At 63.7% G+C, this 13451-nt stretch carries 8 protein-coding genes; 4 read left to right on the top strand and 4 right to left on the bottom strand.

The window, feature by feature from the left end; genetic code table 11:
• Positions 1–10: 10 nt before the first annotated feature.
• Positions 11–481 (top strand): hypothetical protein, encoded by a 471-nt coding sequence (locus ACTPOI_RS20015; RefSeq protein WP_440111975.1) that lies wholly within the window; start codon positions 11–13, stop codon positions 479–481.
• A 417-nt stretch (positions 482–898) separates the two neighbouring features.
• Here the strand turns inward: ACTPOI_RS20015 and ACTPOI_RS20010 are convergent, their stop codons facing one another.
• The 4 genes from ACTPOI_RS20010 to aceE form a co-directional block, all read right to left on the bottom strand.
• Entirely contained in the window at positions 899–2320 is a 1422-nt protein-coding gene (locus ACTPOI_RS20010) for an aspartate kinase (RefSeq protein WP_440111973.1), read from the bottom strand.
• Between the two features lie 495 nt (positions 2321–2815).
• On the bottom strand, positions 2816–4678 hold the full coding sequence (lpdA, locus tag ACTPOI_RS20005) for a dihydrolipoyl dehydrogenase (protein ID WP_440111972.1): 1863 nt from the start codon (positions 4676–4678) through the stop codon (positions 2816–2818).
• Positions 4679–4694: 16 nt separating this feature from the next.
• A complete protein-coding gene (gene aceF / locus ACTPOI_RS20000; protein ID WP_440111970.1) occupies positions 4695–6377 on the bottom strand; it encodes a dihydrolipoyllysine-residue acetyltransferase in 1683 nt (560 codons plus the stop codon).
• A gap of 18 nt (positions 6378–6395) precedes the next feature.
• Complete coding sequence (gene aceE, locus ACTPOI_RS19995; protein WP_440111968.1) at positions 6396–9104, bottom strand: pyruvate dehydrogenase (acetyl-transferring), homodimeric type; 2709 nt, start codon at positions 9102–9104, stop codon at positions 6396–6398.
• Between the two features lie 164 nt (positions 9105–9268).
• On the opposite strand from aceE, the gene ACTPOI_RS19990 reads away from it, so the two are divergent.
• From ACTPOI_RS19990 to folD, 3 genes are all read left to right on the top strand, one after another.
• Positions 9269–11830: a PAS domain S-box protein gene (locus tag ACTPOI_RS19990; RefSeq protein ID WP_440111966.1), complete on the top strand. Its 2562-nt coding sequence runs from the start codon at positions 9269–9271 to the stop codon at positions 11828–11830.
• The gene (locus ACTPOI_RS19985) at positions 11827–12453 is read left to right on the top strand and encodes a response regulator transcription factor (RefSeq protein WP_069105922.1); all 627 of its coding nucleotides are present in this window, start codon (positions 11827–11829) and stop codon (positions 12451–12453) included. The genes ACTPOI_RS19990 and ACTPOI_RS19985 overlap by 4 nt, the downstream gene beginning before the upstream one ends.
• A 77-nt stretch (positions 12454–12530) precedes the next feature.
• Entirely contained in the window at positions 12531–13385 is an 855-nt protein-coding gene (gene folD, locus ACTPOI_RS19980) for a bifunctional methylenetetrahydrofolate dehydrogenase/methenyltetrahydrofolate cyclohydrolase FolD (RefSeq protein WP_440111963.1), read from the top strand.
• Positions 13386–13451 lie beyond the last annotated feature (66 nt).

Below are 13451 nucleotides of genomic sequence, written 5' to 3'. Positions count from 1 at the left end.
AGGAAACAACATGACCACCCCGCTGCTGCTGACTCTGTCACCCTTTGCGGCACACTTTCATGACGCGCTGACTGGAGCGCAGATCGGCACCGTAGAGGCCGGTCCGAACGCGATCAGCGACCAGCATTTCGGCAACGGCACCCTGACCCCCATCGCACTGGAGCGTGCCATCGAATGGACCGAAGACCGCATACAGGCAGCGCGCATGCAGGTGCCGGCCGGTGCAGGGCTGGTGACCCGCGCACCCGAGATACGCCACCTGGCCGAACTCGCCGGCCTGCAGGGCACCACCCTTCACCTGCGGATCGATGCCGTTGAGCAGCTCTTCAGCCGCCTGGTCCTGCAGGCCTTTGGCCAGGCTTCCCCGCAAGACAGCCTGCCCTACAGCCCCCGCGTGTTCGCCAGCGTAGTCATGTTGCGCGAGATGCTCCACCACCTGCATTTCGACGGGGTCACCGTGGAGGCTGCGGGCGCTGCCTGAACGGCCTGCCCGCATTTGGCAAAACCGCCGCCCCTCTGCCGCACGGCATCAACAGGGACTGCAAGCAGCCGCAAAGGCAAAGACCAAGCAAAAAAGCCGTGTAGCGCTTGTAAATATTGCCTTACCAGCTATTGAATCAATAGCATATTCGGCTGATCAATGGCTTGTTTTCCCTGCGATTGCACATCCGAGCAGCCCATAGCGCACGCCGCACCGTGGCACGGCACACGCCCGAGCGCCGGCGCAGAATGCGGGGACCGTGGCGGTCGGAGCGATGGCGCCCAACGGAGCGATGTGTGGGTAGCGGTAGACGACAAAAGCCCGCACAGGGCGGGCTTCGATCGGGCAGGCAGGCGGGGTGCAGCGCGCCACCGGCAAAGCATGGCGGCAGGGCAAACGCTCGCCACCAACGCCGCGTTACACGCGCGGAACGGGTGCGCCGGAGTTCACGCACAGCGCCATGTTCAGCGCCTTGACAGCGGTCTTGTAGTCCTCGCGCTCGATCACGAACTGCATGTTCACCTGGCGCAGGGTCTGTGACACGCAGTTGACGTTGACTTGTGCATCGGCCAGCGCCTGCGCCGCCTTGGCGAGCACGCCGGGAATGCTGATGTTGGAGCCAATGGCACACACGATGGCGCTGGGCTTGATCGTCACGATCTGGTAGCCCTCCTGCAATTCGGCCACCAGCGCAGGGGTCACCTGGTTGTCCCACACCAGGTGGGCAATCGAGTTGGCGTTGGTCGCCTTGAGGATGTAGCTCACGCCGTGCCTGCAGAAAACGTCCATCAGGCCGGCGTCAAAGCCCACCGTGCCCACCATGCTGGGGTCGTGGATCTCGATCAGCGTGACCTTGTCGGTACCGGTCACGATCTCCACGCGCGCGCGCTCGCCCACGAAGTCCTTGGTGATCAGCGTGCCAGGGTGGTCCGGCTCGAAGGTGTTTTTGAGGCGGATAGGAATGCCCGCCAGCTCCATGGGCTTGGCGGCCTTCGGATGGATGGCTTCCATGCCCACGTCGGCCAGCTGGTCGGCCACGTCGTAGTTGGTGGCTCCCACTACGATGGCGTTTTCCAGGCCCACCAGGTTGGGGTCGGCAGACGAGAGGTGGAATTCCTTGTGGATCACTGCTTCGGCGGGGCGCACTTCCACGGCGATCTTGCTGAAAGTGACCTCGGAGTAGCCCCGGTCAAACTCGCGCATGATGCCTTCGGTACCCTTGGTGTAGCCGGTGGCCACCACCACCTTGTCGCTCAGGTCCAGGCCCTTGAAGCTCTGCGCAATACGCTCGTCGATGGTCCAGGCTTCGTTGTCGTCAAATCCGGCCAGGTCCATCAGCACGGCATTCACGCCGTTGGCCTTGAGGATCTCCACCGAGTTGAATGCGCTGTGCGATTCGCCGATGGAAGCCAGCACCTCGCGCGCGGCCAGCAGCACATCGTGGCGGCTCAGGTAGCCACTGGCCAGCACATGCTGCATGGCGCCCAGGTACTCACGCGCCTGGCCAATGCGCTGGTCGATGAAGGCATCGGCCACATCCAGCGGCAGGCCCAGGTCGGCGTAGCCTGCGTTCAGCTTTTTCAGACTGGCGGCAAGCTGGGTCAAGGCGTCCAGATAGCCTTTGCCTTCGGCAAACAGTGCGTAGATGCCGCGCTCGCCCGTCTTCTTGTGCTCCAGCAGCTGGTTCGTCACGCCCGAGTAGGCAGACACCACATAGATGCGGCCATTGATGCGTTGGCGGTCGTGCAGCACGATATGGCGCAGCACATCGCCAAACGCGGTCATGGAAGTGCCGCCGATTTTCTCGACCGAGATCTTGGAGTTTTGAACGTCTTGCATGGACAGGCTCAGGGGTGCAAACAGATGGGGTGTGCCGTGGCGAATTGCTGCCGCAGGCTGTGCAGCGGCAAACCCCGTATTTTCCATCACTTTTGTCAGGGCACTCGAGGCGGGCCTGGATGCCGTCAGGCAGTGCTCCACCTGATGGAACCCCGCCAGCGCCTAAGGCAACGGCTTCAACCCCAGTTCTTTCGAAAACGCGTTGTGCTTGTCATTGGCGGCAGCGCTTTCCTTTTTTATACCCACGAGCTCAGGGCGAGTGCCGTGGCGTGGATCGAGGTCTCTGGGGCATGGTGGGGCGTCAGCAGTGCCAGACCGCGGGTCGCTTGAGTGCCTGCGGTTTCAGTGCACCCGCAGTTGCGGATAGCTTCATCCAGGCAGTTCCAGTTTTTGAGGCCTCATCGAATGTGCAGCACTCGAAAAAAAAGCCGCGCAGCCCTCTCGGGGCATGCGCGGCATGCTGATGAACCAATAGCGTTTCAGCAGCTCGTTGGCTTACTTCTTCTGCGGCGGTACGTCCGTGCAACTGCCGTGCGCAATCTCCGCCGCCATGCCGATGCTTTCGCCCAGCGTCGGGTGCGGGTGGATGGTCTTTCCGATGTCCACGGCGTCAGCGCCCATTTCAATGGCCAGGGCGATCTCGCCGATCATGTCGCCCGCATGCGTGCCGACCATGCCACCGCCCAGGATCTTGCCGTGGCCATGGGCCTCGGGGGAATCGTCGAACAGCAGCTTGGTCACGCCCTCGTCGCGGCCGTTGGCAATGGCGCGGCCAGAGGCGGTCCAGGGGAACAGGCCCTTCTTGACCTTGATGCCTTGCGCCTTGGCCTGGTCTTCGGTCAGGCCCACCCATGCCACTTCGGGGTCGGTGTAGGCTACCGACGGGATCACGCGGGCATTGAAGGCGGCTGCTGCCAGCTCCTTGTTACCCTGCAATTCACCGGCGATGACTTCTGCCGCCACATGCGCCTCATGCACAGCCTTGTGCGCCAGCATGGGCTGGCCCACGATGTCGCCGATGGCGAAGATGTGCGGCACGTTGGTGCGCATCTGGATGTCGACGTTGATGAAGCCACGGTCAGTCACGGCCACGCCGGCCTTGTCGGCGGCGATCTTCTTGCCGTTGGGCGTGCGGCCCACAGCCTGCAGCACCAGGTCGTACACCTGCGGCTCGGGGGCGGTGCCGCCCTCTTCCGCTGGCGCAAACGTGACCTTGATGCCTTCGGGCGTGGCTTCTGCGCCCACCGTCTTCGTCTTCAACATGATGTTGTCGAAGCGCTTGGCGTTCATCTTTTGCCAGATCTTGACGAGGTCGCGGTCAGCGCCCTGCATCAGGCCGTCCATCATCTCGACCACATCCAGGCGCGCGCCCAGCGTGCTGTACACGGTGCCCATTTCCAGGCCGATGATGCCGCCGCCCAGGATGAGCATGCGCTTGGGCACTTCCTTGAGCGCCAGGGCGCCGGTGGAGTCGACCACGCGCGGGTCGTTGGGCATGAAGGGCAGGCGCACGGCCTGGCTGCCGGCGGCGATGATGGCCTTCTTGAAGGCGATGACCTTTTTGCTCCCCGTCTTTTCCTGGCCGGTGCCGGTGGTTTCTTCCACTTCAAGGTGGTTGGCGCCGACGAACGCACCGTAGCCGCGCACGGTGGTCACCTTGCGCATCTTGGCCATGGCAGCCAAGCCGCCGGTGAGCTTGCCGATGACCTTTTCTTTATGGCCGCGCAGCTTGTCGATGTTGACCACAGGGGCGCCAAAATCCACGCCCAGGTCGGCCATGTGGCTGACTTCGTCCATGACGGCTGCCACGTGCAGCAGCGCCTTGGAGGGGATGCAGCCCACGTTCAGGCACACGCCGCCCAGGGCTGCGTAGCGCTCAACGATGACGACCTTGAGCCCGAGATCTGCCGCACGGAAGGCGGCGCTGTAGCCACCAGGGCCACCGCCCAGCACCAGCACGTCGCAGTCGAGGTCTGCGGTGCCAGCATATGCAGATGCTACTGAATTAATAGCAACAGGTGCAATGGATGCTTGCGCCACAGCCGCTTTTTGCTCAGAAACCGCCGAAACAGCTGCCGCAGCGGGGGCCGGGGCCGCTGCTGGCGCGGCGGCGCCGGCGCCCTCCACTTCCAGCGTCAGCACCACAGCGCCTTCGGCGATCTTGTCGCCCAGCTTTACCTTGAGTTCCTTGACCACGCCAGCGTGGCTGGACGGGATTTCCATCGAGGCCTTGTCGGACTCCACGGTGATCAGGCTTTGCTCGGCCTTGATGGTGTCGCCGGGTTTGACCAGCACTTCGATGATCGCCACTTCGGCGAAGTCGCCGATGTCGGGCACCTTGATGTCGATGATTGCCATGTGCAATGCCCTTTCGTTACATCACGATGCGGCGGAAGTCCGCCAGCAGCGAGGCAAAGTACACGTTGAAGCGTGCAGCGGCGGCACCGTCGATCACGCGGTGGTCCCAGCTGAGCGACAGCGGCAGCACCAGGCGCGGCGCGAACTGTTTGCCATCCCATTTTGGTTCGATGCTGCTCTTGCACACGCCCATGATGGCGACTTCGGGCGCGTTGATGATGGGCGTGAAGTAACGGCCACCAATACCACCCAGCGAGCTGATGGAGAAGCAGCCACCGGTCATGTCGGCCGGGCCGAGCTTGCCGTCGCGCGCCTTTTTGGCCAGGTCGCCCATTTCTTGCGAGATCTGCACGATGCCCTTCTTGTCGGCATCGCGGATGACGGGCACGACCAGGCCGTTCGGCGTGTCGGCGGCAAAGCCGATGTGGAAGTAGTTCTTGAGCACCAGTTGGTCGCCGTCGAGCGAGCTGTTGAACTCGGGGAACTTCTTCAATGCGGCCACGGCCGCCTTGATCATGAAGGCGAGCATGGTGACCTTGACGCCACTCTTCTCGTTTTCCTTGTTGAACTGCACACGGAAGGCTTCCAGGTCGGTGATGTCCGCGTCGTCGTGGTTGGTGACGTGCGGGATGACGACCCAGTTGCGGTGCAGGTTGGCGCCGCTGATCTTCTTGATGCGCGAGAGGTCCTTGCGTTCGACGGGGCCAAACTTGGCAAAGTCGACCTTGGGCCAAGGCAGCAGGTCCAGGCCAATGCCGGAGCCGCCCGCAGTGGCCGCAGGCGCCTTGGCGGCGATGGCGCGGGTTTGCGCGGCGCCGCTCATCACCTGCTTGGTAAAGGCCTGGATGTCGTCCTGCGTGATGCGGCCCTTGGGGCCGGAGCCCTTGACCTCGTCCAGCGGCACGCCCAGCTCGCGGGCGAACTTGCGCACCGACGGGCTGGCGTGGGGCAGGCCCAGGGTGGGCGAACCGGGCTGGTGGGCGGGTGCTGCCGGCACGGCAGCCACAGCGGCTGCAGCGGCAACCGGTGCTGCCGTGGCCGCAGCGGCGGCAGGCGCAGCCGCGACCGGAGCGGTCACGGGTGCTGCGGCTGCCGGTGCAGGTGCGGCAGCGCCCACAGCGCCTTCCAGCATCGCCACCAGGTCACCGATATTCACGGTGTCACCGATCTTGACCTTGAGCTCCTTGAGCACCCCAGCGGCAGGCGAAGGGATCTCCATCGATGCCTTGTCGGATTCGACCGTGAAGAGCGATTGCTCCAGCTTGATGGTGTCGCCCACCTTGACCAGCATTTCAATGACGGCCACGTCCTTGAAATCGCCAATGTCGGGCACACGCACTTCCACCGGGCCTCCAGCGGCTGCGGCTACAGGCGCAGCAGGTGCTGGCGCAGCCGCCGGGGCGGGTGCTGGAGCCAAGACGGGTGCCGGTGCTGCAGTCGCAGGGGCGGCAGCTGCCACACCAGCGGCTTCGACGACCGCAATCACCGAGCCCTGCTTGACTTTGTCGCCCAAGGCGACCTTGATTTCCTTGACGACGCCTGCGTGGCTCGATGGAATTTCCATCGACGCCTTGTCCGACTCGACCGTGATGAGCGATTGCTCGGCCTTTACGGTGTCGCCTACCTTGACGAGCAGCTCGATCACACCCACTTCGTCGAAATCCCCGATGTCCGGGACCTGAATGTCTACCAATGCCATTGTTGTCTCCGGTTGCGCTTATGCGTACAGCGGGTTGATCTTGTCGGCATTGATGCCGTATTTGGCAATCGCCTCGGCCACCTTGGCCACCGGCAGCACGCCGTCGTCGGCCAGCGACTTGAGGGCTGCGACCACGATGTAGTGGCGGTTCACCTCGAAGTGCTCACGCAGCTTGCTGCGGAAGTCGCTGCGGCCAAAGCCGTCGGTACCCAGCACGCGGTAGGTGCGGCCCTTGGGGATGAAGGGGCGGATCTGCTCCGCGTAGGCCTTCATGTAGTCGGTCGATGCCACCACAGGGCCGCTGCGGGTAGACAGCTGCTGCGTGACGAACGGGACGCGTGGCGACTCCAGCGGGTGCAGCAGGTTCCAGCGGTCGGCGTCCTGGCCTTCGCGGGTCAGCTCGTTGAAGCTTGGGCAGCTCCACACGTCGGCCTGCACACCCCAGTCGGCGGCCAGCAGCGTCTGCGCTTCCAGCGATTCGCGCAGGATGGTGCCGGAGCCCAGCAGCTGCACGCGGCGGTCGCCGTCAGCGCCCGGCTTGCACAGGTACATGCCCTTGATGATCTGCTCTTCCGTGCCAGCCTGCAGGCCGGGCATGGGGTAGTTTTCGTTGAGCAGCGTGATGTAGTAGAAGACGTTTTCCTGGCGCTCGACCATGCGCTTCATGCCGTCGTGCATGATCACGCCGACTTCGTGCGCGAAGGTCGGGTCGTAGCTCACGCAGTTGGGGATAGTGCCCGCCAGGATGTGGCTGTGGCCATCTTCGTGCTGAAGGCCTTCGCCGTTGAGCGTGGTGCGGCCCGAGGTGCCGCCCAAGAGGAAGCCGCGAGCCTGCATGTCACCCGCGGCCCAGGCCAGGTCGCCAATGCGCTGGAAGCCGAACATCGAGTAGTACACGTAGAACGGGATCATGATCCGGTTGTTCGTGCTGTAGCTGGTGGCCGCCGCAATCCAGCTGGCCATGCCGCCAGCTTCATTGATGCCTTCCTGCAGGATCTGGCCGGCCTTGTCTTCCTTGTAGTACATCACCTGGTCACGGTCGACCGGGGTGTACAGCTGCCCCTTGGGGTTGTAGATGCCGATCTGGCGGAACAGGCCTTCCATGCCGAAGGTACGGGCTTCGTCCACCAGGATGGGCACCACGCGCGGGCCCAGGGCCTGGTCGCGCAGCAGCTGCGTGAGAAAGCGCACATAGGCCTGCGTGGTGCTGATCTCGCGGCCTTCGGCAGTGGGCTCCAGTACGGCCTTGAAGGTGTCGAGCGAGGGCACGGTGAAGTGCTCTTCGGCCTTGGGCAGGCGCTTGGGCAGGTAGCCGCCCAGGGCCTTGCGGCGCTCTTGCAGGTAACGCATTTCCGGCGTGTCGTCGGCCGGCTTGTAGTACGGGATGTCGGCCAGCTGGCTGTCCGGGATCGGGATGTTGAAGCGGTCGCGGATGTACTTGATGTCCTCGTCCGACAGCTTCTTGGTCTGGTGCACGGTGTTCTTGCCTTCACCGGCCTTGCCCATGCCATAGCCCTTGACGGTCTTGACGAGCAGCACGGTCGGCTGGTTCTTGTGCGAATTGGCAGCGTGGAACGCGGCGTATACCTTGGCGGGCTCATGGCCGCCACGGCGCAGCTCGAACACCTCTTCGTCGGTCATGTGCTCGACGAGCTTCAGGGTCTCGGGGTACTTGCCAAAGAAGTTCTTGCGGACAAACGCGCCGTCGTTGGCCTTCATGGCCTGGTAGTCGCCGTCCAGCGTTTCCATCATCAGCTGTTTGAGCTTGCCGGTCTTGTCACGGGCCAGCAGGGTGTCCCAGCCATTGCCCCACAGCAGCTTGATCACGTTCCAGCCGCTGCCGCGGAATTCGCTTTCCAGCTCCTGCACGATCTTGCCGTTGCCCCGCACCGGGCCGTCCAGGCGCTGCAGGTTGCAGTTGACCACGAACACCAGGTTGTCGAGGTTTTCGCGCGCGGCCAGGCCGATGGCGCCCAGCGATTCGGGTTCGTCCATCTCGCCGTCACCGCAGAACACCCAGACCTTGCGGTTTTCGGTGTTGGCAATGCCGCGGGCATGCAGGTACTTGAGGAAACGGGCCTGGTAGATAGCCATCAAAGGGCCCAGGCCCATCGACACCGTGGGGAACTGCCAGAACTCGGGCATCAGCTTGGGATGCGGGTAGCTGGACAGGCCCTTGCCGTCCACTTCCTGGCGGAAGCTGTCGAGCTGCTCTTCGGTCAGGCGGCCTTCCAGGTAGGCGCGGGCGTAGATACCGGGCGAGCTGTGGCCCTGGATGTACAGCAGGTCGCCACCGTGGTCTTCGCTGGCCGCGTGCCAGAAGTGGTTGAAACCGGCACCGAACATGCTGGCCACCGAGGCAAATGAGCCGATGTGGCCGCCCAGGTCGCCGCCGTCCGCCGGGTTCAGGCGGTTGGCGCGTACCACCATCGCCATCGCGTTCCAGCGCATGTAGGCGCGCAGGCGCTTTTCAATCTGGATGTTGCCGGGGCAGTGGGCCTCTTGCGAAGGCTCGATGGTGTTCACGTAGCCCGTGTTGGCCGAGAACGGCATGTCGATGCTGCTTTGGCGCGCGTGTTCCAGCAGCTGCTCCAGAAGCGAGTGGGCGCGCTCAGGGCCCTCTTTATCGATAACGGCGGACAGGGCATCCAGCCATTCGCGGGTTTCCTGTTGATCTGCGTCGGTACCGATACCGAGGCCGGCCTGTGGGTCGGGCTGAGCTGACATGCTTTGTCTCCTGTAGGTGTGGCAGCAATTTAGAAAGCTGGCTCTAGTTTCTCACAAAATATCCATTTTTCAAATGGTGCCCATTCGTTTCATATTGCGATAATTTGCTGCGCGTGCACAAGATGGTCGTCGCTGGTCGATACGCCCTCCCCTACACTTGGGACATGACATCCCGCCTGCACCAACCCACTGCCGCTACCCTGACGGTTGCGGCACCGGTACGCTGGTGGCGCAAGTGGTGGCGCGGGCTTTCGCCCACCCGGCAAGACCGTTTTGCGGCGCTGGCGCCGCTTGCAGCGGTGCTGATGTTCATGGCGGCCATCGTGGCGGCCTTCTGGTATCTGCGCACGGAAGAGGCCGAACGCGAACAGGAAGCCCTGCGCCGAGATGTGGAATACGCACAGCAGCGGGTGCGCCTACGGCTGCTGGAGCGGCAAGAACAGCTGATGCGCATCGCACGCGACCTGTCCAACCAGGATCTGGAGCGCGCAGGGTTTGCCAACCGTGCAGAAACGCTGATCAGCCAGTACCCCGAACTGCAGGCCATCACCTGGATTGACGACCGCCGGCGCATCCGCGCCAGCCACGCAGCGCCCACCCTGGCCAGCAGCGAACTGCGCATTGCAGGCGAAGTGCTCAAGCCCGGCGACACTGCCGACACTTTTGGCCTGGCCCGCGACCTCCAGCAGCCTGTGTACGCCCAGCCCGCCGCCACATCAGGCGATACAGCTCCGCTGCTGCAGCTGCAGGTGCCGCTGAACAACCAGGGCAAGTTTGGCGGCGTGGTGCTGGGGGAATACTCCATCGACAGCCTGCTGCGCTACGGTACCCCCACCGAGGTGCTCGCGCGCTACGCCGTGACGCTGCTCGACGGCAAGAACCAGGTGCTGGCTGGCACGCCACTGGCGCCGCGCAACACTGCCACGCAGCTGCTTCCGTGGACACAGCACGCCAATGAATACGAGGTGCCCGTATCGCCGGTGGGTAACGGTCTGGTGCTCAAGGCCCAGGCGTATCGCACATCGCTCGGCGTGGTGGGCAGCGGTCTCTTCTGGCTGGTGGGCACCCTGAGCGCCATGACGGCCTGGATGCTGATCGCCACATGGCGACACACCCGCCGGCGCATGCAGGCGCAGCAAGCGCTGGTGGCCGAGACGAATTTCCGCCGGGCGATGGAAAACTCCATCCTCACCGGCATGCGCGCGCTGGATATGGAAGGCCGCATCACCTATGTGAATGCGGCGTTCTGCCAGATGACAGGCTGGACCGAAGCGGAGCTGGTGGGCCTGCGCGCGCCGTTCCCCTACTGGCCCGAGGCGGACCACGAGGCCCTGCACGCCAAGCTGCGCGACGAACTCAGCGGCAAATCGATGGTGGGCGGGTTCCAGGTGCGCGTGCGGCGCAAGAGCGGCACGCTGTTTGACGCGCGCCTGTATGTGTCGCCGCTGATTGACGCGCACGGCCAGCAGACCGGCTGGATGACGTCGATGACCGACATCACCGAGCCCAACCGCATCCGTGAGCAGCTGTCGGCCTCGCACGAGCGCTTCACCATCGTGCTCGAATCGCTCGACGCATCGGTGTCAGTGGCGCCTCTGGGCAGCGAGGAACTGCTGTTCGCCAACAAGCTGTACCGCCAGTGGTTTGGCTCGCAGACCGCCGGGCACCTCCAACTGGTGGCGCAGGCTGGCGTGGTGCCGGTGGCAGGCAGCAGCCCCACGGGCATGGACGACGAAGACGGCCTGATGGGCCTGCCTACCGACCCGCTGACCAGCGCCCGCACGGAAAACGCCGAAATCTTCCTGCCCGACCTGGGCAAGTGGCTGGAGGTGCGCTCGCGTTACCTCAATTGGGTCGACGGCCGCCTGGCCCAGATGGTGATTGCCACCGACATCACGCCCCGACGCCAGGCCGAAGAGCAGGCAGCCCGCCAGGCCGAGCGTGCCCAGTCGGTAAGCCGCCTCATCACCATGGGCGAAATGGCCTCCAGCGTCGCGCACGAGCTGAACCAGCCACTCACCGCCATCAGTAACTACTGCAGCGGCATGGTCTCGCGCATCCAGAGCGGCCAACTCACCGAAGACGCCCTGCTTACCGCACTTCAAAAGACGCAGCACCAGGCGCAGCGAGCCGGCCAGATCATCCAGCGCATCCGTGCGTTCGTGAAAAAAAGCGAGCCCAACCGCACCTTGTCCGACGTCCACTCGATGGTGAATGAGGCCGTGGAGCTGGCCGACATCGAACTGCGCCGCCACAACGTGCGCCTGACGCACTATGTGGCCGCGCGCCTGCCGCCTGTGATGGCCGACACCATCCTGATCGAGCAGGTGCTGGTCAACCTGATGAAGAACGGCGCTGAAGCCATCGAGCACGCCGGCCGCCCGCCTTCAGGCCGCAGCGTGGAGCTGCGCGTGGTTCCCAAGGTCATCGAAGACCGCCATGTGGTGGAGTTCTCGGTGCAGGACACCGGCAAGGGCCTCGCTCCTGAAGTGCTGGAGCGGCTGTTTGAAGCCTTCTTCTCCACCAAGCAGGAAGGCATGGGCATGGGCCTGAACCTGTGCCGCAGCATCGTCGAGTCGCACCAGGGAAGGATGCAGGCGGAGAACATCTACAATGGTTCGGAGGTCACCGGGTGCCGCTTCTTCTTCTGGCTGCCGCTCGCCAAACCTGTCGATAGCACTACAAATACTGTAGCAAACGAACAAACTCCAAGGACAATTGCATGAGCTTGATTCCGAAAAAAGGCACTGTTTACGTCGTAGATGACGACGAAGCAGTTCGCGATTCCCTGCAGTGGTTGCTGGAAGGCAAGGACTACCGGGTGCGTTGCTTTGATTCGGCCGAGACGTTCCTGTCGCGCTACGACCCGCGCGAAGTCGCCTGCCTGATCGTGGACATTCGCATGGGCGGGATGACCGGGCTGGAGCTGCAGGATCGCCTGATCGAGCGCAAGTCGCCGCTGCCCATCGTGTTCATCACCGGCCACGGCGATGTGCCCATGGCTGTGAATACCATGAAGAAGGGCGCCCTGGATTTCATCCAGAAGCCTTTCAACGAAGAAGAGCTGGTGGGCCTGGTCGAACGCATGCTGGACCACGCCCGCGAGGCCTTTGCCGGATTCCAGCAAGCCGCCAGCCGCGACGCCCTGCTCTCCAAGCTCACCAGCCGCGAGGCCCAGGTGCTCGAGCGCATCGTCGCAGGCCGCCTGAACAAGCAGATCGCGGATGATCTCGGCATCAGCATCAAGACGGTGGAGGCGCACCGCGCCAACATCATGGAAAAGCTCAACGCCAACACGGTGGCCGATCTGCTCAAGATCGCCCTGGGCCAGAACGCCCCCAAGGGCTGAAACGAATCGCTACTGATTTGATAGCGCGCAGTGCAAATGAATCAAGCGCTAGCGGCCTTTTTGACCATATTTTCGACATGACAGCACAGCTCATCGACGGCAACGCCCTTTCTCGCCAACTCCGCGCCGAAGTCGCCCAACGCGCCGCAGCGCTTACCGCCCGTGGCCACCAGCCGGGCCTGGCCGTCATCCTGGTGGGCGAAGACCCCGCATCGGCCGTATATGTGCGCAACAAGATCAAGGCCTGCGAAGACAGCGGCGTACGCTCCATCTTCGAGAAGTACGAAGCCACGCTGAGCGAAGCCGCCCTGCTCGAGCGCATCGCCGCGCTGAATGCCGATCCTGCAGTGCACGGCATCCTGGTGCAGATGCCCTTGCCCAAGCACATCGATCCGCACAAGGTGATCGAGGCCATCTCCACATCGAAAGACGTGGACGGCTATTCCGTGCTGTCGGCCGGGGAGCTGATGGCAGGGCTGGAAGGCTTTCGCCCCTGCACACCTTACGGCAGCATGAAGCTGATCGAATCAACGGGCCAGTCGATCAAGGGCAAGCATGCCGTGGTCATCGGCCGCAGCAATACCGTCGGCAAGCCCATGGCCCTTTTGCTGCTGCAGGCCAATGCCACCGTCACCGTCACGCACAGCGGCACGCCCGATCTGGGTTACCACACCCGTCAGGCCGACATCGTGGTGGCAGCGGTGGGGCGCGCCAACACGCTCACGGCCGACATGGTCAAGCCGGGCGCCATCGTGATCGACGTGGGCATCAACCGCAAGGCCGATGGCAAGCTGTGTGGCGATGTGGACTTTGAAAGCGTCAAGGAAGTGGCCGGCTGGATCACCCCCGTCCCCGGCGGGGTCGGCCCCATGACCATTACCATGCTGCTGGTGAACACCATCGAAGCAGCCGAGCGTACGGCCAAGGCCTGACCCAGGCCCCACCGGAACCCGAGCCGGCAGAGAAGCCGACTGCTTTGCAACTTGAACCTGCGCCGC

This window comes from Acidovorax sp. BL-A-41-H1 (assembly GCF_051942715.1).
The sequence above is the reverse complement of the archived record's forward strand: the minus strand, read 5'-3'. Positions and strand labels throughout refer to the sequence as shown.

Bases quoted from the DNA above. Each gene is read 5' to 3' on its own strand.
- ACTPOI_RS20015 (WP_440111975.1), top strand. From the start codon at position 11: ATGACCACCCCGCTGCTGCTGACTCTGTCACCCTTTGCGGCACACTTT.
- aceE (WP_440111968.1), bottom strand. From the start codon at position 9,104: ATGTCAGCTCAGCCCGACCCACAGGCCGGCCTCGGTATCGGTACCGAC.
- aceF (WP_440111970.1), bottom strand. From the start codon at position 6,377: ATGGCATTGGTAGACATTCAGGTCCCGGACATCGGGGATTTCGACGAA.
- ACTPOI_RS19990 (WP_440111966.1), top strand. From the start codon at position 9,269: ATGACATCCCGCCTGCACCAACCCACTGCCGCTACCCTGACGGTTGCG.
- folD (WP_440111963.1), top strand. From the start codon at position 12,531: ATGACAGCACAGCTCATCGACGGCAACGCCCTTTCTCGCCAACTCCGC.
- lpdA (WP_440111972.1), bottom strand. From the start codon at position 4,678: ATGGCAATCATCGACATCAAGGTGCCCGACATCGGCGACTTCGCCGAA.
- ACTPOI_RS19985 (WP_069105922.1), top strand. From the start codon at position 11,827: ATGAGCTTGATTCCGAAAAAAGGCACTGTTTACGTCGTAGATGACGAC.
- ACTPOI_RS20010 (WP_440111973.1), bottom strand. From the start codon at position 2,320: ATGCAAGACGTTCAAAACTCCAAGATCTCGGTCGAGAAAATCGGCGGC.